This window comes from Roseiflexus castenholzii DSM 13941 (genome assembly GCF_000017805.1).
Lineage (GTDB): Bacteria > Chloroflexota > Chloroflexia > Chloroflexales > Roseiflexaceae > Roseiflexus > Roseiflexus castenholzii.
Window position 1 is genome coordinate 2558256 of sequence record NC_009767.1, and the last position, 20655, is coordinate 2578910.

The 20655-nt window shown below is 61.0% G+C and carries 20 protein-coding genes; 15 read left to right on the top strand and 5 right to left on the bottom strand.

The genetic code is table 11. The features are described from left to right. Window positions 1-5: 5 nt before the first annotated feature. On the top strand, window positions 6-431 hold the full coding sequence (locus RCAS_RS10225; RefSeq protein WP_012120505.1) for a hypothetical protein: 426 nt from the start codon (window positions 6-8) through the stop codon (window positions 429-431). A gap of 961 nt (window positions 432-1392) precedes the next feature. Continuing rightward, complete coding sequence (locus RCAS_RS10240; protein WP_012120506.1) at window positions 1393-3336, top strand: PhoX family protein; 1944 nt, start codon at window positions 1393-1395, stop codon at window positions 3334-3336. 84 nt (window positions 3337-3420) lie between these two features. On the opposite strand, the gene RCAS_RS10245 is transcribed toward RCAS_RS10240, so the two are convergent. Continuing rightward, window positions 3421-3927 carry an HNH endonuclease gene (locus RCAS_RS10245; RefSeq protein ID WP_012120507.1) on the bottom strand — a complete coding sequence of 169 codons (507 nt, stop codon included), beginning with the start codon at window positions 3925-3927 and terminating at the stop codon, window positions 3421-3423. 711 nt (window positions 3928-4638) lie between these two features. On the opposite strand from RCAS_RS10245, the gene RCAS_RS10250 reads away from it, so the two are divergent. The 5 genes from RCAS_RS10250 (at window position 4639) to RCAS_RS10270 (ending at window position 10496) form a co-directional block, all read left to right on the top strand. After that, on the top strand, window positions 4639-6222 hold the full coding sequence (locus tag RCAS_RS10250; protein WP_012120508.1) for an LCP family protein: 1584 nt from the start codon (window positions 4639-4641) through the stop codon (window positions 6220-6222). Between the two features lie 10 nt (window positions 6223-6232). Then, entirely contained in the window at window positions 6233-6898 is a 666-nt protein-coding gene (locus tag RCAS_RS10255) for a Uma2 family endonuclease (protein ID WP_012120509.1), read from the top strand. A gap of 10 nt (window positions 6899-6908) precedes the next feature. Then, entirely contained in the window at window positions 6909-8354 is a 1446-nt protein-coding gene (locus tag RCAS_RS10260) for a glycoside hydrolase family 13 protein (RefSeq protein WP_012120510.1), read from the top strand. Next, complete coding sequence (locus tag RCAS_RS10265) at window positions 8351-9040, top strand: suppressor of fused domain protein (RefSeq protein WP_012120511.1); 690 nt, start codon at window positions 8351-8353, stop codon at window positions 9038-9040. Before RCAS_RS10260 ends, RCAS_RS10265 begins: the two co-directional genes overlap by 4 nt. Before the next feature lie 490 nt (window positions 9041-9530). Further along, window positions 9531-10496, top strand: a complete 966-nt coding sequence (locus RCAS_RS10270) for an STAS domain-containing protein (protein WP_012120512.1) — start codon at window positions 9531-9533, stop codon at window positions 10494-10496. A 45-nt stretch (window positions 10497-10541) separates the two neighbouring features. On the opposite strand, the gene RCAS_RS25135 is transcribed toward RCAS_RS10270, so the two are convergent. Continuing rightward, window positions 10542-10721, bottom strand: coding sequence for a hypothetical protein (locus RCAS_RS25135; protein ID WP_157042612.1), 180 nt, complete (start codon window positions 10719-10721; stop codon window positions 10542-10544). A gap of 1951 nt (window positions 10722-12672) precedes the next feature. Between RCAS_RS25135 and rplU the strand changes: the two genes are divergently transcribed. From rplU to rpmE, 3 genes are read left to right on the top strand one after another with little or no spacing between them, the layout of a single operon-like run. Further along, on the top strand, window positions 12673-13035 hold the full coding sequence (gene rplU / locus RCAS_RS10280; RefSeq protein WP_012120513.1) for a 50S ribosomal protein L21: 363 nt from the start codon (window positions 12673-12675) through the stop codon (window positions 13033-13035). Further along, window positions 13025-13282 carry a 50S ribosomal protein L27 gene (gene rpmA / locus RCAS_RS10285; protein WP_012120514.1) on the top strand — a complete coding sequence of 86 codons (258 nt, stop codon included), beginning with the start codon at window positions 13025-13027 and terminating at the stop codon, window positions 13280-13282. Before rplU ends, rpmA begins: the two co-directional genes overlap by 11 nt. Before the next feature lie 10 nt (window positions 13283-13292). Then, window positions 13293-13595 carry a 50S ribosomal protein L31 gene (rpmE, locus tag RCAS_RS10290; RefSeq protein WP_012120515.1) on the top strand — a complete coding sequence of 101 codons (303 nt, stop codon included), beginning with the start codon at window positions 13293-13295 and terminating at the stop codon, window positions 13593-13595. 63 nt (window positions 13596-13658) lie between these two features. Here the strand turns inward: rpmE and RCAS_RS10295 are convergent, their stop codons facing one another. Continuing rightward, window positions 13659-14624, bottom strand: coding sequence for a helix-turn-helix transcriptional regulator (locus RCAS_RS10295; protein ID WP_012120516.1), 966 nt, complete (start codon window positions 14622-14624; stop codon window positions 13659-13661). Between the two features lie 15 nt (window positions 14625-14639). After that, window positions 14640-15080: a hypothetical protein gene (locus RCAS_RS10300; protein ID WP_012120517.1), complete on the bottom strand. Its 441-nt coding sequence runs from the start codon at window positions 15078-15080 to the stop codon at window positions 14640-14642. Between the two features lie 228 nt (window positions 15081-15308). Between RCAS_RS10300 and RCAS_RS10305 the strand changes: the two genes are divergently transcribed. The 5 genes from RCAS_RS10305 to RCAS_RS10325 all read left to right on the top strand — a co-directional run bounded on the left by RCAS_RS10305 (window position 15309) and on the right by RCAS_RS10325 (window position 19152). Beyond that, complete coding sequence (locus RCAS_RS10305; protein ID WP_012120518.1) at window positions 15309-16562, top strand: Glu/Leu/Phe/Val family dehydrogenase; 1254 nt, start codon at window positions 15309-15311, stop codon at window positions 16560-16562. A 6-nt stretch (window positions 16563-16568) separates the two neighbouring features. Next, window positions 16569-16943: a YraN family protein gene (locus RCAS_RS10310; protein ID WP_012120519.1), complete on the top strand. Its 375-nt coding sequence runs from the start codon at window positions 16569-16571 to the stop codon at window positions 16941-16943. 37 nt (window positions 16944-16980) lie between these two features. After that, window positions 16981-17541, top strand: coding sequence for an acyltransferase (locus RCAS_RS10315; RefSeq protein WP_012120520.1), 561 nt, complete (start codon window positions 16981-16983; stop codon window positions 17539-17541). Between the two features lie 38 nt (window positions 17542-17579). Continuing rightward, window positions 17580-18011, top strand: coding sequence for a CBS domain-containing protein (locus tag RCAS_RS10320; RefSeq protein ID WP_012120521.1), 432 nt, complete (start codon window positions 17580-17582; stop codon window positions 18009-18011). Window positions 18012-18117: 106 nt separating this feature from the next. After that, on the top strand, window positions 18118-19152 hold the full coding sequence (locus RCAS_RS10325; protein ID WP_269634014.1) for a site-specific DNA-methyltransferase: 1035 nt from the start codon (window positions 18118-18120) through the stop codon (window positions 19150-19152). 136 nt (window positions 19153-19288) lie between these two features. Here RCAS_RS10325 and RCAS_RS10330 read toward each other — a convergent pair whose 3' ends face one another. Then, on the bottom strand, window positions 19289-20653 hold the full coding sequence (locus RCAS_RS10330) for a dihydrolipoamide acetyltransferase family protein (RefSeq protein ID WP_012120523.1): 1365 nt from the start codon (window positions 20651-20653) through the stop codon (window positions 19289-19291). Window positions 20654-20655: the final 2 nt, after the last annotated feature.

Here is a 20655-nt window from a genome sequence, read left to right on the forward strand (position 1 = left end):
CGGTCATGAACCAACAACCAAACCTGGAGTGCGGGGCGAAGAAACCGCCGCTCTTCCTGGCGATCTCAGCCGCTGACAATGAACCGCTGGCGGCGCAGATTGAGCGCGCGATCCATGAACGCCGGCTCGCCGTTGTCGATCTGCCGCTGCTCACCGATGTGGCGCAGGGTGACCCATACCTGGCTGAGCAACTCGCGGCGCTCCACGCACAATGGGAAGTGCGTCCGCAGCCGTCGCGCGGGTTGCTCGACCGTCTGCGACGGCGCATTGCCTGGTGGCTGCTCGAACCTGAGATACGCCAGATCAATGCGGTGCATGCCACCCTCACTCGCCTGATCGATAGCCTGATTGTCCTGGCAGACCGTGAACGTGCAGCACGGCGGCGGATTGAAGAGTATCAGGCGCATACGAGCGCGGAACCCCTCCAATAGATGAATGATACCAATGACGATTGAAGATACCGCATGCGTGTCATTCCGAGCGCAGCGACTTGTCATTCCGAGCGCAGCGACTTGTCATTCCGAGCGCAGCGAGGAATCTGACCGCGCGCAGCGCGGAATCGGCGCGGGTCGCGCACGACCCCTCGCGCGGCTCGGGGTGACCATGCCGGATGGTCATAGGATTCTTGTCATTCCGAGCCCTTCGCTTCGCTCAGGGTAAACGCAGCGAGGAATCTGACCGAGCGCAGCGCGGAATCGGCGCGGGTCGCGCACGACCCCTCGCGCGGCTCGGGGTGACCATGCCGGATGGTCATAGGATTCTTGTCATTCCGAGCGCAGCGACGGGTCATTCCGAGCGCAGCGAGGAATCTGACCGAGCGCAGCGCGGAATCGGCGCGGGTCGCGCACGACCCCTCGCGCGGCTCGGGGTGACCGTGCCGGATGGTCATAGGATTCTTGTCATTCCGAGCCCTTCGCTTCGCTCAGGGTAAACGCAGCGAGGAATCTGACCGAGCGCAGCGCGGAATCGGCGCGGGTCGCGCACGACCCCTCGCGCGGCTTGGGGTGACCATGCCGGATGGTCACAGGATTCTTGTCATTCCGAGCGCAGCGACGGGTCATTCCGAGCGCAGCGAGGAATCTGACCGAGCGCAGCGCGGAATCGGCGCGGGTCGCGCACGACCCCTCGCGCGGCTCGGGGTGACCATGCCGGATATGCATAGGGAATTGGTATGAGAGGTTAAGCAACGTCCTCTTTTGTTAACAAGGTATAACAATGATCTTACCAAAACTTTACCTCTGATCGGCTGCATTCCCTCGACGCAGACACTAGAATTAGAATGGCTCCGGAAATTGTGCAATACCCAAACAGTGCGGGAACAAGCACTGTGCATAAGGCGCCGTGCTCACCGGAGTCCATGCTGGATGCAGACTCGAGAAGGAGAGATCATCTATGGGTGGACGCGACGAGCAAGACAAACTGATCGTCCGATCGGTCGAGGGGAAAGGCAAGGAATTCGAGCGCATTCTTGAAGAGCGTCTGAGTCGCCGTGATTTCCTCAAAGCCGCAGCAGTCACATCGGGACTCGTCGTTGCTGCAACCGCGATGAACGCCGATGTTGCCGCAGCGCAGACGCGCCCGGCGCCGTTGCCGCCAAAGTTTGGCAAGGTTGCGCCGACTACGCCGGAAGTGGACGAGATCGCTGTGCCGGATGGCTACTACGCCGCAACGCTCATTCGCTGGGGGGAGCCGATCTTTGCCGACGCGCCAGAGTTCGATGTCTGGACGCAGACAAAGGAGAAGCAGGAGAAGCAGTTCGGCTACAATTGCGACTACGTTGGCTACTTCCCGCTGCCGTCGTACACCTCGAATAACTCGACGCGCGGGTTGCTGGTGGTGAACCACGAGTATACCAACCCAGAGTTGATGTTCCCCGGCTACGATGTCGAGAATCCCAACCCCACCAGAACGCAGGTCGATGTCGAACTTGCTGCGCACGGTGTGTCGGTGATCGAGGTTGCCCGCGGGCGCGATGGGCGCTGGAATGTGGTGCGCAATTCGCCCTATAACCGCCGTCTGACCGGTTACACGCCGATGACGGTCAGCGGTCCGGCGGCCGATCACGAGTGGATGAAGACGAATGCCGATCCGACCGGGCGCAATGTGCTTGGCACCCTTAACAACTGTGCTGGTGGCAAGACGCCGTGGGGCACGGTGCTGACCGCCGAAGAGAACTTCCACCAGTATTTTGCGAACCTGCGAGCGATGCCGAACAGCGATTATCGCAAGGCGATCCATAACCGCTACGGCATGCCGAGCGGCGCCTCTGAGCGCAGGTGGGAGAATTTCCATGATCGCTTCGATATTGCAAAGGAGCCAAACGAAGGCTTCCGTTTCGGCTGGATCGTCGAGTTTGATCCGTATAATCCCAATTCTGTGCCGGTGAAGCGCACCGCACTCGGTCGCTTCCGCCACGAAGCGGCAACGATCGTGATTGCGCCATCCGGTCAGGTCGTGGCGTACTCCGGCGACGATGCGCGCGGTGAGTATGTCTATAAGTTCGTCTCGAACGGGCGCTACAACCCGCGCAACCGTGCGGCGAACTTCAACCTGCTCGACGATGGTACGCTCTATGTTGCGCGCTTCAATGCGGACGGCACCGGTGAGTGGTTGCCGCTGAAGCACGGCTTTGGTCCGCTGAATGAGGGCAATGGTTTCATGTCGCAGGGCGATGTGCTGATTAAGACGCGCAACGCCGCCGATGCGCTTGGCGCAACCAAGATGGATCGCCCGGAGGACATCGAGACCAATCCGGTCAACAAGAAGGTCTACATTATCCTGACGAATAACAGTCAGCGTGGCGTCGGCAACGGTCCGCCGGTTGATGCCGCCAATCCGCGCGCCAACAACCGCGCCGGTCACATTATCGAACTGACCGAAGAGGGCAATAACCACGCGGCGACCCGCTTCACCTGGAATATCTTCATTCTGGCGGGTCTGCCGACCGACGAGTCAACCTACTTTGCCGGCTACGACAAGAGCAAGGTCAGTCCGATTGGCGCGCCGGACAACATTGTGTTCGACCTGGCGGGCAACGCCTGGGTCGCTACCGATGGCGCCGCCAGCGCCATTAAACTGAACGACGGCCTGTTTGCCATCCCGGTTGCCGGTTCGGAGCGCGGGCATGTGCAGCAGTTCTTCTCGTCGGTGGCGGGCAGCGAGGTGTGCGGTCCGGAGTTTACCCCCGATAACCGGACGCTCTTCCTGGCGATCCAGCATCCGGGTGAGGGCGGCACATTCGATAAGCCGATCAGCACCTGGCCCGACCGCCAGGGTCTGGCGCGTCCGAGTGTCATTACCATTCAGGCGTTCGATAACCGGCGTATCGGTCGCTAGGAACTGACCGGGTAAATCATTGCGGCGCAGGGATGGTGCATCGCACCGTCTCTGCGCCGTCTTACCCTTCCGAATCATTGCCCTTTACACGTATGCATATTTGCGCCATACGTCGTGGCGTTCGAGTTCGCCCAGCAGCGCGAACGCCACGTACTGTGGCTGACGGGGGATGGTCAGCAGCGTCATGCCGGCTTCTTCCGGGGTTCGCCCGCCTTTGCGGTGGTTGCAGTCGCGGCAGGCTGTCACCACATTCTCCCACGTCGTCTCACCGCCACGTGACCGCGGTACGACGTGATCAACGGTGAGATGGGCGCGACCAGGCTGCGCGCCGCAGTACTGGCACGTCTCGCGGTCGCGCATCAGGATGCTGCGGCGCGAACAGGGGAGACGCATGCGGCGCGGGATGCGAATATACCGCACCAGCCGGATGACGAGCGGTACTTCGAGGGAAATGCCGCGTGCGCGCAGGCGCTGCTCGGCTGCTTCGACGAGTTCAGCCTTATCTTGCAGCAGGAGCACAATCGCGCGACGCACGGAGATGAATTGCAGCGGCTCGTAGCTTGCGTTGAGAACGAGAACTCGTTGCCCCAAGCCATTCCCCCTTTCCAGAAGCTGCAAAGCCGACTCCGACCTGTTGCGCTCTGGCGAGGGGGATGACCCTACGCGCGAGCGCCTATGACATCAGCGGCGCTCGCGGCGAGCGCCATTCGTGACGAGGACGCGACGCATCGCCTGAACACCGGAATATGCGCCAGACGGGTGCGCACTGTCGTCCATTGTGTGCACCGGCTGCGATAATAGTTGTTCGTATTCCGTATGTTGCCGCTGAGCGTCACGTTTGATGATCCCTTAATATCGAACGCTATTTCGTGCGTTCGGACTGCACAGTTACCGCACTTATAGGATACACGACATTTGTATCATCTGTCAAATACGTCTGAGCGCGCAGCACGCGCCCGCGCGTAGCAGCGACCGACCTCTCCAACTTTTTACGGGCGGACCGAACCCCCGCGCGAACACCGGCGCTCCCGCCGGGGGACGGACCCGCGCGCGGCGCCGGTCTCCCCTCTCCCGCGCGAGAGAGGGGTAGAGGGTGAGGGGAAAACTATGCGCATGCGTACTGTCCGCCCGTGAACCCCAGACCGCAAGGGTCTTGGGGTGCGAGACACGCGGCGACCGCGAGAGTCGAAGGAAAGCGAAGCATTCAACCTCGGACCTCTTGATCCCAAACGAACCCACAGAAGCGCTATGCTATAATAAATTCGCCTGTGTCAGGTCATCTTTACTCTTCGAGGGACGGTATTGGCGGACGATCATCAACGACGTTCTATCCGTGGCACAACGACGCGTGAGCGCATTGCAGCACGACGGCGGGCGCGTCGCGCCAGCCAATGGTCTGGGTTCGCGCTGGCACTCGTGGCGCTTGCCGTGCTCGCGTTGTTGACCATCGGAGTGACGGCGCTGCGACGCGCCGAACGAACTCTGGCAGAACTCGAACAGAATGATCCACGTCAGCGCGCGACTGCCACCTCACCATCCCCGACCACGGCGCCACAAACTCCGGCTTCCAGCACGGTAGCATCGCCGGCGCCTGCGGAATACGGGTCAGCGAACGACTTGCTTGCCCGACCATTTACGGTGCTGCTCCTCGGCGTCGACCGCCGCACCGACCCCGACGAAGGGGTGCGCAGTGATACCCTGATGCTCGTGCGTGTCGATCCACAGGCGCGCACCATCAGTATGCTCTCAATCCCACGTGACTCGGTCGTGCCTGTCCCACGCCTTGGTTGGGCGAAGATCAACGCGGCATATGGGTATGGGTACGCCAACGCTGCAACGCTCTATGGCAACAGCGTCGAACCATCGGCTGCTGGCGGCGCACTCGCAGCCGAAGCGGTCGAACAGTTTCTCGGTGTTACCATCGATTATATTGCGCAGGTCGATTTTCGTGGTTTCGAGCGCCTGGTCGATTCGGTCGGCGGCGTCTTGATCGATGTGCCCGCCCCTGTTCTCGATGCAGAGTATCCGACCGAAAACTACGGCGTCGAGCGGATCTACATCCCGGCAGGACTGCAAGTGTTCGATGGACGCACAGCGTTAATCTACGCTCGCACGCGCCACGGCAGCAGTGATTTCGAGCGCAGTAAACGTCAGCAGCAGGTGTTGCGCGCGCTTTTCGATCAGGTGCGCAACCGCGGGCTGCTGGCGAATACGACCCTCCTGCCACGCTGGATTGAGGTGCTCACCCAACACGTGCGCACGACATTACCGGTGTCCGACCTTCGGGCAATGGCAGAACTTGCAGCGCTGGCGCGCGACCTGGACAGCAGTCGCATTCTGCAACTGTCGATCAACCCAAATGATGTGGCCATCGACCGTGAAGACGGCTCAGACATTTACTGGAATCCGAACGATATTGCGGCGCTGGTGGCGCGCTGGGAAGCCGGTCCCGACCTGACCGCCACGCCGCCGATTGCGGGTCTGCCGACCCAGGTTGCTGTACCCGACGCATCGCCGGATGATCCGTTGCACGGCTCGGTGCCAACGCTTCTCCCATCAGTCGTCGAGCCGGGCGCCGTTGTTCAGGTGCTCAATGGCGCGCGCGTCGAGGGGATTGCCGGGCGCGTCAGCGCATTTCTGGAAAAGCGCGGATTCGTCGTCGCCGACCCGGAAACAGTCACCCGCGTCTACGAGCATACCCTGATTATCGACTATACCGGACGCCCCGAAACACGTCGTCTTCTGGCAGAGGCGCTCGGTGTCAATGCTCGCTATGTCCTGGCGCCCGCCCCGCCTGATGCGCCGCCGCCGGGGTATAATGTCGATATTGTCGTCATTGTCGGGCGCGATTATCGGCAGGAATGGCTGAACGACGGCGGGAGGTGAAGCAGTGACGATGACCATGCCAGCAATCCCCTACCTCGAAAGCGGCGACCGGTTGACGCGCGCCGAGTTCGAGCGGCGCTACGAAGCCATGCCACACGGTACAAAAGCCGAACTGATCGAAGGGGTGGTCTACGTGGCATCACCCGTTCGTTTTGCAACCCACGGCGAACCGCACAGCCGCATCATCACGTTGCTCGGCATCTATGCGGCAGCCACGCCGGGAGTTCGGGCCGGCGACAACGCGACGGTGCGGCTCGATTGGGCGAATGAACTGCAACCCGATGGATTGCTCCGCATCGAGTGCGGCGCCTCGATGATCGACGCGGACGGGTATGTTCAAGGACCGCCGGAGTTCGTGGCTAAAATCGCCGGTAGCAGCGCTGCCCAGGATATGCACGACAAACTGCGGGTTTATCGTCGCAGTGGTGTGCAGGAATACCTGGTGTGGCTGGTCTTCGAGCAGCGGATCGTCTGGTTTGCGCTCGACGCCGGCGACTATCGTCTTATCCCCGCCGATCCGGACGCTATCACGCGCAGCCGTGTCTTTCCGGGACTCTGGCTCGACCTGCCTGCGCTGGTGCGCGACGACATGGCCCGCGCGCTCGCGGCGTTGCAGCAGGGGATCGCCGCCGCAGAACACGCCGCTTTTGTGAACCGTCTGCGATCTGTTGAATGAATGCAGAACTATGACCATCCACACGCCCGACTGGGTCAAGCACGCAGTTTTCTATCAGATTTTTCCTGACCGTTTCGCCAAAAGCGAGCGGGTTGCCAAACCTAACCACCTCCAGCCGTGGGATAGCCTGCCAACGCCAGAAGGGTACAAAGGAGGCGATCTTCTGGGAGTGATCGAACGATTGGACTACTTGCAAGACCTGGGGATCACCGCGATCTACTTTACGCCGATTTTCCAATCGGCATCGAACCATCGCTACCACACCCACGACTACTACCAGGTCGATCCGATGCTCGGCGGCAACGAAGCGTTTCGTGCGCTGCTGGAAGCCTGCCACCGGCGTGGGATGCGTGTCGTGCTCGATGGTGTGTTCAACCACGCCAGTCGCGGCTTTTTCCAGTTCCACGACATTCTTGAGAATGGACCGTTTTCCGCTTACCTGGATTGGTTCTTCATTGAGGGATGGCCCCTCAGCCCCTACGATGGATCACGCCCGGCAAACTATCGCGGTTGGTTCAACAACCGGGCGTTGCCGAAGTTTAATACCGACAACCCACAGGTGCGCGAATTTCTGATGCGCGTCGCCGAACACTGGATCCGCCAGGGCATCGACGGTTGGCGCCTCGATGTGCCGTTCGAGATTACGACCGAGGGATTCTGGCAGGAGTTTCGCCAGCGTGTGAAGGCGATCAACCCCGAAGCGTACATTGTCGGTGAGGTATGGCGCGATGCGCGCCGGTGGTTGCAGGGCGACCAGTTCGATGGCGTGATGAACTACCTGTTCACCGGACCGACGATTGCGTATGTCGCCGGTCCGCGCGTCGATCCGGCGCAGGTCGTGGGGCGGGATTATGTCACCATGCCGCCGTTGACGGCAGCGGAGTATGCGCGTGTGATCGGCGATGTGCTGAGCCGGTACGATTGGGAGGTCCAGTTGACCCAGTTGAACCTGTTCGATAGCCACGACACGGCGCGCCTGCTGACGATTGCGCGCGGCGACCGCAGCAGCGTGCGCCTGGCGACGATCCTGCTCATGACGTTCCCTGGCGCGCCGTCGGTATTCTACGGCGACGAAATCGGACTGCCCGGCGGCGTCGATCCCGACGCGCGCCGCGCGATGCCATGGGATCGACCGGAGACGTGGGATATGGAGACGCTGGCGTACCACAAACAGTTGATCGCTCTGCGCCATGCGCTCCCGGCGCTGCGCACCGGTGCATTCCACGTCCTGTACGCCGACGATGAGGTCTTCGCCTTTGCACGCAAACTGAACGACCAGATCGTGATCGTGGCGGTCAACAACGACGAACAGCCACGGCAGGTCGCCATTCCGGTCGCCGACCTTTTGTCCGACGGTCGTGAGATGATCGCCCGCTATGGGAACTATCACAACCGGATTGTTCATGGTACACTTCATGTATCTGTGCCGGCTCGCGACGGGCTGATCCTGACATGACGTTCAACCTTACACAGTTCCGCGCGGCGCTCGATGCTGCCTATGTGCGCGATGACGACCCGACGGCGCTGATGTTCGACCATTATCTGCGCTGGAAAGGGAGTCCATCGTTCATTGCGCGTCCGGTCTTCCAGGAAGGCATGGGTCCGATGGAGACGCTTGTCTCGCGGCATTTCACCGTCCTCGCGTACCAGGCAAACCCGCTCTACACCACCCTCTGCACCCTTGGCGCCAGTTATCGCGTCATTCCCTTCAGTCGCGTCAGTTTCGGCGACGAACGCGGCGTGCGCTATGAGTACATCATGCACGCTGCGCGGGCGAATGAGCAGCAGGCGGCTGAACTGCTGGCGCTTGTCGCAGAATATCCGTTTGTTCACAACGTCGAAATCGGGCCAGGATATGTGATGCCGGTTGGTGAACCGGTCGCCCCTGGCTCGCCAATGGAATACCTGTACTTTACCTACCCGTACCTGGACGACAGTCGTATGTACGAGAGCAATCCATGGGGCGAGATCGAACGTCCTGAACTGTTGATCCAGGTCTTGTGGGTTCTCCCGATCTACCGTTCGGAAGCGCAGTTCATTCGTATCGCAGGGATGGAGGCGTTCGAAGGGCGTTTGCAAGAGCGCCATGCGCAGATATACGATGCGTATGATCTGATGCGGTTGCCGCTCGTGGAGGGTTGACGGTTTGGAAGAAGGCGGCAATGGCGCCTTGCGCCGCTGCACCATGTCGCCGTTTACCCGTGCGCCCGCGCGTTGCATCTGCCGTAGTTCCGCACCACGTCGCCGCTTGCCCACGGGATCGTTGTCGGTCGGAGCGTCTGCAATGGGCGCCCGCCAGGGGATGCATGCGGGAAGGTCGAATACGTCTCTGGGGGAAGGTCTATCCTATCGATGTGGACGTGCCACAACACGTTGGTGAGGCGTAGTTCCGGCGCGCTTCCGGGAAGTCGTCCGACTTCGAGAGACGTGAAGCAAGAGCGTTGTCGGTTGAACGTTTCTCATCAGAAGGTCGCATAGGCGAGATGCGAAGAAGCACATCCGGCATCCCCTGGCGGCTCTGCGGTGATATGATCACCCGCGCAGGAGGACCATGTCGGATGGGAACTGCGAGATGCTTGGTCTCGGTAGATCGCTATGCGCCGGGACGCTTCCCCACCAGGAGAGAAATCGTATGACGCAACGACAGGTTGTTTTTGCCCTGCTGGCGCTCCAACTGATCGGCACGATTCTGCTGGTCATTGGTCAGGCGATCAGAAACATTAACGACATTATCGTTCCGCTTGGCATAGCGACGACGTTGATCATCATCGGGGTGCTGTGGGCGTACTGGCGCGGTTGGGAACAGGCGGGCATCGTGGATATCATTATCGTGACGATTGCTGTCGGCATTGGAACGCCCGACATGCTGGTGCGCCCATACCAGGGGCTGATCGTCCTGGCGCCGATGGCGCTCGCGCAAATCCTTGGCGGACCGCGCTGGATTCTGATCAGCATGTTTGGCGTGCTCGCTATCCTGACCGTGCGCGCCGGACCGGAAGCCGGGTACATGACTGCGTACACGGGCGACCTGCGCACGATCGCGATTTTTGCGTTCATTGTCCTGAGCATGGCGCTCAGCCGGATCATCGCCGATACGGCGATTCGTAGCGCAAATGCGAATGCGCAGCGTGCCGAGGAAGCGCGCGCCCGCGCCGACTCGCAGGCAAAGACTCTGGAGGAGCAAACGCAGGTGTTGCAGGAGCAGAACCGGCGCCAGCAACAGTTGCTCGACCTGGTGACGCAACTGGAAACGCCGGCAATCGTGCTGGCAGAGGGGGTGCTGCTGGCGCCGGTCGTCGGTCCGATTGATGATCGACGGGCTGAGGCATTCGTGGGGCGTTTGCTGGAAGTCGCCAGCGCCCAACGTGCGCAGTTGGTGGTCATCGACATCGCCGGCGCCTCGAATGTCGATGAACGCGCCGCATCGTTGCTTGGGCGCGCTGTGCAGGCGCTGCGCTTGATCGGGTGCCGCGTGGCGATCAGCGGCATCTCGGCAGACCTGGCGCGCACCCTGGTGGCGTCCGGCGTTTCGTTCGATGGCATCCCGACGGTGCGTACCCCGCGCGAGGCGCTAGAAGCGTATCGTTCGGTGGAATGAACCACTGAGGTTCGGACATGAGTCAGGACACCCAAATGAGAAGCCTCACAACCGATACCCCTGGTTTGCAACACGGGGAATCTCCATGCACACGGGTATCCCTATCCGCCCATTGATGCCACGTCGCTTCGATGACCCATCACCGCCGATCACGCTGCCGACATCGGTCAGGCGCTCCCGGCAGCACACGCGCGGCGCCTGTGCGCGATCGCCGCTCCTTGGCATGGCACGCGCCACGCGCCGGATGGTTAGATTTCTCGCTGCGCTCGAAATGACCAGGGAGCCGCCGGTCCCTGGCACGGCGCGCGGAGCGCGCCATCCTCCTTTGTCATGGCGAGCGGAGCGAGACATCTTCAACAACGACCGCCGGACCTTGCCATAGCACGCGCCACGCGCCGGATGGTTAGATTTCTCGCTGCGCTCGAAATGACCAGGGAGCCGCCGGTCCCTGGCACGGCGCGCGGAGCGCGCCATCCTCCTTTGTCATGGCGAGCGGAGCGAGACATCTTCAACAACGACCGCCGGACCTTGCCATAGCACGCGCCACGCGCCGGATGGTTAGATTTCTCGCTGCGCTCGAAATGACCAGGGAGCCACGGGTCCCTGGCACGGCGCGCGGAGCGCGCCATCCTCTCCTTGTCATGGCGAGCGGAGCGAGACATCTTCAACAACGACCGCCGGACCTTGTCATAGCACGCGCCACGCGCCGGATGGTTAGATTTCTCGCTGCGCTCGAAATGACCAGGGAGCCGCCGGTCCCTGGCACGGCGCGCGGAGCGCGCCATCCTCCTTTGTCATGGCGAGCGGAGCGAGACATCTTCAACAACGACCGCCGGACCTTGTCATAGCACGCGCCACGCGCCGGATGGTTAGATTTCTCGCTGCGCTCGAAATGACCAGGGAGCCGCCGGTCCCTGGCACGGCGCGCGGAGCGCGCCATCCTCCTTTGTCATGGCGAGCGGAGCGAGACATCTTCAACAACGACCGCCGGACCTTGTCATAGCACGCGCCACGCGCCGGATGGTTAGATTTCTCGCTGCGCTCGAAATGACCAGGGAGCCACGGGTCCCTGGCACGGCGCGCGGAGCGCGCCGTCCTCGTACTTGTCATGTCGAGCGGAGCGAGACATCTTCAACAATGATCGCCGGACCTTGTCATAGCACGCGCCACGCGCCGGATGGTTAGATTTCTCGCTGCGCTCGAAATGACCAGGGAGCCACGGGTCCCTGGCACGGCGCGCGGAGCGCGCCATCCTCTCCTTGTCATGTCGAGCGGAGCGAGACATCTTCAACAACGACCGCCGGACCTTGTCATAGCACGCGCCACGCGCCGGATGGTTAGATTTCTCGCTGCGCTCGAAATGACCAGGGAGCCGCCGCTCCCTGGCATAGCACGCGCCACGCGCCGGATGGTTAGATTTCTCGCTGCGCTCGAAATGACCAGGGAGCCACGGGTCCCTGGCACGGCGCGCGGAGCACGCCGTCCTCTCCTTGTCATGTCGAGCGGAGCGAGACATCTTCAACAATGATCGCCGGACCTTGTCATAGCACGCGCCACGCGCCGGATGGTTAGATTTCTCGCTGCGCTCGAAATGACCAGGGAGCCGCCAGTTCTGGCGCCCGCGCGCGGGGTGCGCTGCTCGCAACGCCGGATGCCGATCGAGCCTTCCTGCCGGGATGTGACCCGACTGCCGGGCATGACTCGACGGATGTACAAGCAGCAGCATCGGATGGAGCAGATGTTGGCGCTGTGGTTGTCCGTCTCTCCAGGCGCGCGGTTGATCGGAGCAGGGTTGCGCAATTCCCTGGACGGGGACGGTATTTGGGGAGCGGAGACCATCCCCGATGAGGAGCGAATACCAGGGGGAGGGCAGCGCAACAAGGTCCAGCAATGGAGACGCTCTTCGGGGGGGTGTGTGTTGCTGAGGCAACGATGGCGTATTTCACCTCACGCGCGGCGGCGGATCATCGGCAATGCGCCGGAAGCCTTCGCTGCGTTGGTCCTTCCCCCTGTCCCAACTCATGTCCGAACCTGAGGCGCCATGTTTGGTTTGACGCCGCTATTCCGGTCTGGTATAATAGCGCGAGTGAAAGCGAGAGAGTGGGTCTACCACTCTCTTCTTCTTGTGTGTTGCTTTGGGCGCCTGTGTGCGCCCACAGGGTTGAGGAGCAGAGCAGTGTACGCTATTGTGCGTGACCGCGGAATGCAGTACCGCGTCGAAGAGGGGCAGACGCTGCGCATCGCGCTGCTAGACGCCGAACCGGGGAGTGCCATCGAACTCGGCGAGGTGTTGTTGATCGGCGGCGAGATGCCGCTCGTTGGCGCACCGACGGTCGATGGCGCAAAAGTCCTGGCGACGGTGCTGGGTGAGGAAAAAGGCGACAAGATCGTGGTATTTCGCTACAAGAATAAGAAACGCTACCGCCGGCGCACCGGTCATCGGCAGGAGTATACCCGCGTGTCGATCGATAAAATCGTTGTCGGCGCCAATGAGCAGCACGTGACGAACACACCGGAAGGAGAAACCAATGGCGCATAAAAAAGGTGTTGGAAGTTCGCGCAACGGTCGCGACAGCAATCCAAAAATGCTGGGAGTCAAGCGTTTTGGCGGTGAGCGCGTCAAACCGGGGATGATCATTGTGCGCCAACGCGGGACGAAATTCAAGCCTGGCGCTAATGTGGGTTTGGGGCGCGATTATACGATCTATTCGCTGATCGACGGTGTGGTGACCTTTGAACAGCATTCGCGCAACCAGAAGCGCGTCAGCGTCTACGCGGCGGAATAGGAGCGTCTCCGTGAAGAAGGGTATTCATCCAAAACACTACTATACTCAGGTGGTCTGCGGAACATGCGGATCGGTCTGGCCCGTGATCAGCACACGCGAAAACATGCGTGTCGATGTTTGTTCAAACTGTCATCCGTTCTACACCGGTGAGCAGCGCATTGTGGACACTGCCGGGCAGGTTGATCGCTTCATGCGCCGCCTGCGCACCAGCCAGGATCAGCAGGCGGAAATCGCGCGCCGCCGTGCCGAACGTGAGAAGCCGGAACCTAAAAAGCGCAGCCTGCTCAAGGAAATCTACGGCGAGGATGCATGAGGAGAACCGCGAATCGAGAACCAGGAACCGTTTGCTTCAGGCTGAATTCCTGGTTCTCACTCCTCAGTCCTGATACATTGCCGCCAGACGCTGCGCGTGATCGCGAATATCGTTCCGCAGCACTTCCGGCGCCAGTACCTCCACATCCGCTCCCCAACTCAATACCCATGAACGAATCTCTCGCACGCCGCCGACCCGCAGGACCATGTCGCACCCGCCATCGGCGCGCTCGATGATCTGCTGGCTGTGGTGCCAGACGCTTTCACGCACCCGTCGCGCAGCGTCGCCGGTGAAGCGCAAGCGCACCTCGACCTCAGTCTCGTTGATCACCCCCCAGGCAGCGCCAAAATGCGCATAGGGGTCGAAATCGTCAGGAATGGTGTAGGTCTCGTCCAGTATCGTCGCCTGCGCGATGCGTTCGAGTTTAAAGGTGCGCAACGCGCCGCGTAGCCGATCGTGCGCAACCACGTAGGATGCCGGTTCGCTCCGCGCCACTTCCAGCACATATGGCTCGATCACCCGTTGGGTCACATCACCGCTTGCCGCGCGATAGTCAATCGTAACGCACCGCCGGTCAGCCCAGGCGCGGGTGATCGTTTCGAGCACCCGGATGTACGCCGTCCGATGCGCCCGCTCACGAATAAGGTCGGCAACGCGAGCGATATGTGATGACACAGTCGCGTCGGGCAGGCTTGTCGCCAGTTTTTGCAGCGCCGAAACGACATGCGGGTTGTGTTCGTCGCTGTGGTGGGCAAGCAGCCGCGCTGCGAAGAAGAGGGCCACAGCCTCGTTGAGGTTCAGGCGCACCGTCGAAAGGTACGAGTCGCGTTCAATGCCATAGCGCCCGCCCTGCTGCCAGACCGGCGCGCCCATCTCTTCGAGGGCCGCAAGGTCACGGTAGATCGTGCGGCGATCAACGCCGCAGCGCTCCGCAAGATCGACGACACGCAGACCGCCGGGGGCGTTGTAGAGCAGGTGTTCGATTCGGCGTAATCGTGCTGCCTTACTCTGAACCCGCTCAGATGTCACAACATTTCGTCCTGATTACAACACACCGGAGACGCGCAGTGCAATCATGGCGGCGAGGAGGAGCGTGGCAAGGATGGCAATCCGGCGTAGATCGTGACGCGCAACAGCGTAATCGAGCGTGTAATCGACTGCCTCGGCTGTGGGGCGCACCTGCCGCCGCTGACGGCGCGATGAGGCGCCGGTTGCCATCTCGCGCTCAGGCGCGACGCGACCGGTGCTGTGAGAACGCTGACCGATCGCCGACGCAACCGGCAGCGCCGCTTCTTCTCGCGTAGCCGGCGTCGCAAGATTCTCTGCTTCATCCTCCGCCAGTGTCGTGGTATCAACAGGCGCAGCAATGTTCGTCTTTGGCGGGTGTTTATCAACGGGTCGCGCCAGCGCAGGTGCAGCGGGGCGCTGCTGCGCTCTGGCGCGCTGCTGCTGGCGACGACGCTGTGAGCGTGATTGTGATGCCATGGAAGAACCTTTCACGTCCAAATCACCAGGAGATATTATAGCATGGCGTGGAGGATTCGGTTAAGGGCTAAGCGCACCGGCAACCAACTGCCGAAAGTCTACCGCCTTTTCAACCTTCAACCGAACCTATCTTCCATCATTCGCTGCTATCGTGTTATACTACGCAACGTGTGGCTCAGGCGGACAATGTGGTCTGATTCTGTATGCTCAACGAGGAGGACAGGACGTATGACTATGGAGCAGGAAAGCGCGCTCGCCAGCGCGCAGCGCCAGTTCGATATTGCAGCCGACATCCTGCAACTCGAACCCGGTCTCCGCCGCATCCTGCGCGTTCCGCAACGTGAACTGACGGTGACGTTCCCGGTTAAAATGGACGATGGTCGGATCGAGACGTTTGTTGGGTATCGCGTCCATCACAACATCACGCGGGGTCCGGCGAAGGGGGGTATTCGCTACCATCCCAATGTCACTATCGATGATGTGCGCGCTTTTAGCATGTTGATGACCTGGAAGTGCGCAACGGTCAATATTCCCTACGGCGGTGCGAAAGGCGCGGTTGTGGTCGATCCGCGCCAATTATCGATGGGTGAACTCGAACGGCTGACCCGCCGTTATACTTCGGAAATCAGCATCCTGATCAGTCCGGATCGCGATATTCCTGCGCCCGACATCGGCACGAACCCGCAGGTGATGGCCTGGATCATGGATACCTACTCGATGCATAGCGGACATACGGTTCCGGCGGTCGTGACCGGTAAGCCGATCGAGATCGGCGGGTCGTATGGGCGGCGTGAAGCGACGGCGCGCGGGTTGTCGTATGTGTTGCGCGAGGCGGCTGAAGCGTTGAGCTTCCCGATTGCCGGCGCGCGGATCGTGATTCAGGGATTCGGCAACGTCGGCGCTACCTGCGCGCGCCTGCTTGAAGAAATGGGGGCAACGATCATTGCGGTGTCGGATAGCAAAGGGGGCATCTACCGGCGTAACGGTCTGCCGCTTGCAGCAGTCGTCGCCCACAAGCAGCGCACCGGCACGGTCACCGATTTTCCTGAAGCAGATCGGGTGACGAATGCTGAATTGCTCGAACTGCCGTGCGATATTCTGGTGCCGGCTGCGGTGCAAATGCAGATTACCGCGCGCAATGCCGATCGCATCCGCGCCAGGATTGTCGGCGAGGCGGCGAATGCGCCGACTACGCCGGAAGCCGATGCCATTCTGTACGATCGCGGTATCTTTGTTATTCCCGATATTCTGGCCGGCGCCGGCGGTGTGACGGTCAGTTATTTCGAGTGGGTGCAGGGGTTGCAGGAGTTCTTTTGGACCGAACGCGAAGTTAATGCGCAACTCGAGCGTGTGATGGTTGGGGCGTTCAATCAGGTGCTGCGTACTGCGCACGAACGTCGTGTCCATATGCGTACTGCTGCCTATCTGCTTGCCGTCAATCGGGTGGCAGATGCAACGCGCATTCGTGGTATCTATCCGTGAGGCGGTATGACCGGGCGGCGCACGCGCCTCGGTGATTGGGGCGAGACCATGGCGGCGCGCTTTCTGGCGCGTCGCGGGTATGAGGTGCTGGCGCGAAAGTGGCGCTGCGCCGCCGGCGAGATCGATATTGTTGCGCGTCACGACGGCGACCTGGTCTTCGTCGAAGTGCGCACCCGGCGCGGCCGCGATCCCGGTATGGCTGCCGAGTCGATCACTAATGCCAAACGCGCGCGCCTGATGGCGCTCGCCGATGCGTTCCTCGCGGCGCACGATCTTCCTTCCAACACGCCATGGCGGATCGATGTGGTGGCGATTTCTGTTGGATTGCGCGCGCAGGAGGTGTCAATTGAGCACATTCCGTATGCCGTCGAGGAAGCGTGATGGAGAGAGCCGTACTGCGTTCCAGCGAGGTTGACCGATGACCTTCATCCATCCAACCGCAGAGGTGTCGCCACAGGCGCACATTGGCGACGGGACGCGCGTCTGGCATGGCGCGCAGATCCGCGAGCGCGCCAGGATCGGCAGTGGGTGTATCATCGGAAAGAATGTCTATATCGACTTCGATGTCGTCATTGGCGATCACGTCAAGATTCAGAACAATGCGTCGCTCTACCATGGGTTGACCATCGAGGACGGCGTTTTTATTGGACCGCACGCCATTTTTACCAACGATCGCATTCCGCGCGCTATCAACCCCGACGGGTCGCTCAAAGGCGCTTCCGATTGGGTCGTGGGGCGCACTCTGATCCGGCGGGGCGCGTCGATTGGCGCCGGTGTCATTATCGTGACAGGCGTAACCGTCGGTGAGTGGGCATTGTGTGGCGCGGGAGCGGTCGTCACCTGCGATGTGCCGGCGCACGCGATTGTTGTCGGCAATCCGGCGCGGGTTATCGGGTATATCAGCGCAGGTGGCGCGCGTTGCGCAACACAGGAGGAAGCTATCGCGCGCACGGTACAGGAACAACAAACCACTTCGTAGAGTGGCAACCGCGCGAGAATCCTGATAGGAGGAACATCGTGGAACACAAACGTGTCAGTGATGTCATGCACTATGGCGTTATTTCGTGCCGGGTCGAAACGCCGGTCGAGGAGGCGCTGGCGCTTATGCAAGAGCACCGCATCCACGCACTCGTGATCGTTGATGGACCTGGCTACCTTGCCGGGATTGTGTCGCAGACCGACCTGCTGCGGGCTTGGAAGGAAGGGTCGTCGTTTGAAGCGGTGATGCGCGGACCGGTCGGCGACATTATGACCCGCAGTGTTGTCACCTGTATGCCCGAAATGGAACTCGACCGCGCTATTCAGTTGCTCAATCGCAATCATATCCATCGCCTCGTCGTTGTCGAAGAGCGCAACGATGGGCGCTTCTGGCCCATAGGCGTGCTGTCGATGACCGACATTGTGCGCGCACTAGAGGGCGAAGGGCTTGGTATGGGACGTTCATCGTAGGGGTGTATCGTCCATGTCGTGTTGATGTATGCAGGTCGTCACGCCAGATTCATGCCGCCTCCCCATCAATGCAATTATCCAGGGTGATTGCATTCAGGTTTTGCAGATGTTCCCCGAGCAGTCGGTAGACCTGATTTTCGCCGATCCCCCCTACAATCTTCAGTTGCGTCACGCATTGCTCCGTCCCGATCAAACGGTCGTGGACGGGGTTGATGATGCCTGGGATCGGTTTGAAGATGTTCAGGAGTATGATGCATTCACCAGAGCCTGGCTTGGCGCTTGTCGCAGGGTGCTCAAGGACGATGGCACGATCTGGGTGATCGGCACGTACCATAATATCTTTCGTGTCGGCGCGATCATGATGGATCTGGGGTACTGGATATTGAACGATGTTATCTGGCACAAAACAAATCCGATGCCCAATTTCCGCGGCGTTCGCTTCCAGAACGCAACCGAAACATTGATATGGGCGAAGAAGTCTGCCGATCAGAAGAAATATACGTTCAATTACCACGCAATGAAGCATCTGAATGAAGAGAAGCAGATGCAGAATGTCTGGCATCTTCCGCTCTGCACCGGCGCGGAACGGGTGAAGATCAATGGCAAGAAGGCGCACTCGACGCAAAAACCGGAAGCGCTGTTGTACCGGGTGATACTGTCATCGAGCAATCCTGGCGATCTGGTCCTTGATCCATTTTTCGGTTCGGGCACAACTGGAGTAGTCGCGCGCAGACTGAAGCGACATTATATTGGCATCGAGTTGGATCCGGCGTATGTCGAAATCGCCAGAACACGGATCGAGAAGACACCAGTATCCGTATGCGATGATGCGATGCTCGCAACGCGATCGAAACGGGACATGCCGCGTGTCGGTTTTGGTCAACTTGTGGAGGCGCAGTATCTTCGCGTCGGTCAGAATCTCTACTCAAGCGATCGAAACGTTGTGGCAATCGTCCGCGCGGACTCACAACTGCAATGGGGCAATATCACCAGCTCCATCCACAGAATAGCCGCGCTTGCTCAGCATAAGCCCGCCTTCAATGGCTGGGAGTACTGGCACTATGAGGATCAGGCGGGTCGTCTTGTCAGCATCGATTCTCTTCGTGAACAATATCGGTTCGACCAGGGCGTAGCGGATTGAGAGCGTGGCGGGTTGAAGCTGACTCGCCGGGTCAGCGCGGAGCGCTTCCAGGACATGAGTGCGCGGCTTCAGCCCCGCGCGCTCTAAGTTCATGCGTGAGGCGCGCCGGGGCTGCACGTCGTTCGCCCCCCAATGATCACCCTACCAGCAGTGCCAGTGGTTGCTCCAACAGGCGTTTCACCTCGTTGAGAAACTGAGCCGCCTCAGCGCCGTCGGTGACGCGGTGGTCCGCCGAGAGGGTCAGCATCATCAGATGTTTTGCCACCACCTCGTCGCTGTCGTCTTTGAACGCCGGGACGCGCCGGATTGTGCCGACCGCCAGGCTGGCGGCTTGCGGCGGCGTGATGATCGATGTGAATTCAGTGATGCCGTACATCCCCAGATTACTGACCGTAAACGTGCCTCCCTGAAGCAGATCGGGGGTGATCTTCCCCTCGCGCGCCAGCACAACGACCCGTTTGGTCTCGCGCGCAATCGAACCGAGTGAGCGGTCCTGGCAATTGGTCACAACCGGCGCCATCAGCCCGCTCTCCAATGCGACCGCAATGGCGATATTGACCATCGGATGCCGGATGATCCCTTCGTCGCTATAGGAGGCGTTGAGATTGGGAAAGGCGAGCAGCGCGCCAGCGCACGCTTTGACCACCATATCGTTGACCGAGAACTGTTCCTCTTTTGCCCGTCCGGCGTTCGCCTGCGCGCGCAATGCAAGCGCTGCACCCATATCGACTTCGATAGACACAAAGATGTGCGGAAACTGCTGCCAGCTTTGCAGCATGCGGCGCGCAATGGTCTTGCGCATATTGCTCAGCGGTACGACGGCGGCCAGCGGCGCGCCGACCAGTGCAGGCGTTGGCGGCGCAACGGGCGCTGCTGGCGTCGGCGCGGGCTGCACTGCTGGCGTCGGCGCAGCCATTGCCGGCGCAGGTGCAGGGGCGGGCGCCGTTGGTACAGGTGTGGGGACCGGCGCCGGCGCCTTTGGCATGGGTGTCGGAGCAGGCGCCGGCGCCGCGCCGCGCGCAGTCAGGTACGCTTCGATGTCTTCCTTCACGATGCGCCCTGCCGGGCCACTACCGCGCACCTGGCGCAGATCGACCCCATGTTCGCGCGCCAGACGACGCGCCAGCGGTGATGCGCGGACCTCTCCCACTTCCACGGCGGGCGCCGCGACAACCGGCTCGGGTGTGGCAGGTGCAGGCGCTTCAGCGACGGACGCGGGTGCAGGCGCTTCGGCGATCGGTGCGGGGGCGGGCGGTTGCGCTCCGTTGCCGCCGTCAAGTCGAGCAATGACCGCATTGACCGGCGCCGACTGTCCTTCCGGCACGACAATCTCGGTGAGAGTGCCGGACTCAAACGCCTCGATCTCAATAGTCACCTTATCCGTCTCGATTTCGGCAATTGGCTCACCGCGGCGAACCTCGTCACCTGGCTTCTTCAGCCAGCGAACGATCGTGCCCTCCTGCATGTCGAAGCCCATCTTGGGCATGGTAATGTCGGGCATAG

Coding starts and splice junctions, on each gene's coding strand:
- RCAS_RS10225 (WP_012120505.1), top strand. CDS start 6: ATGAACCAACAACCAAACCTGGAGTGCGGGGCGAAGAAACCGCCGCTC.
- RCAS_RS10240 (WP_012120506.1), top strand. CDS start 1,393: ATGGGTGGACGCGACGAGCAAGACAAACTGATCGTCCGATCGGTCGAG.
- RCAS_RS10255 (WP_012120509.1), top strand. CDS start 6,233: ATGACCATGCCAGCAATCCCCTACCTCGAAAGCGGCGACCGGTTGACG.
- RCAS_RS10260 (WP_012120510.1), top strand. CDS start 6,909: ATGACCATCCACACGCCCGACTGGGTCAAGCACGCAGTTTTCTATCAG.
- RCAS_RS10265 (WP_012120511.1), top strand. CDS start 8,351: ATGACGTTCAACCTTACACAGTTCCGCGCGGCGCTCGATGCTGCCTAT.
- RCAS_RS10270 (WP_012120512.1), top strand. CDS start 9,531: ATGACGCAACGACAGGTTGTTTTTGCCCTGCTGGCGCTCCAACTGATC.
- RCAS_RS25135 (WP_157042612.1), bottom strand. CDS start 10,721: ATGCCAAGGAGCGGCGATCGCGCACAGGCGCCGCGCGTGTGCTGCCGG.
- rpmA (WP_012120514.1), top strand. CDS start 13,025: ATGGCGCATAAAAAAGGTGTTGGAAGTTCGCGCAACGGTCGCGACAGC.
- RCAS_RS10300 (WP_012120517.1), bottom strand. CDS start 15,080: ATGGCATCACAATCACGCTCACAGCGTCGTCGCCAGCAGCAGCGCGCC.
- RCAS_RS10305 (WP_012120518.1), top strand. CDS start 15,309: ATGACTATGGAGCAGGAAAGCGCGCTCGCCAGCGCGCAGCGCCAGTTC.
- RCAS_RS10310 (WP_012120519.1), top strand. CDS start 16,569: ATGACCGGGCGGCGCACGCGCCTCGGTGATTGGGGCGAGACCATGGCG.
- RCAS_RS10315 (WP_012120520.1), top strand. CDS start 16,981: ATGACCTTCATCCATCCAACCGCAGAGGTGTCGCCACAGGCGCACATT.
- RCAS_RS10325 (WP_269634014.1), top strand. CDS start 18,118: ATGTTCCCCGAGCAGTCGGTAGACCTGATTTTCGCCGATCCCCCCTAC.
- RCAS_RS10330 (WP_012120523.1), bottom strand. CDS start 20,653: ATGCCCGACATTACCATGCCCAAGATGGGCTTCGACATGCAGGAGGGC.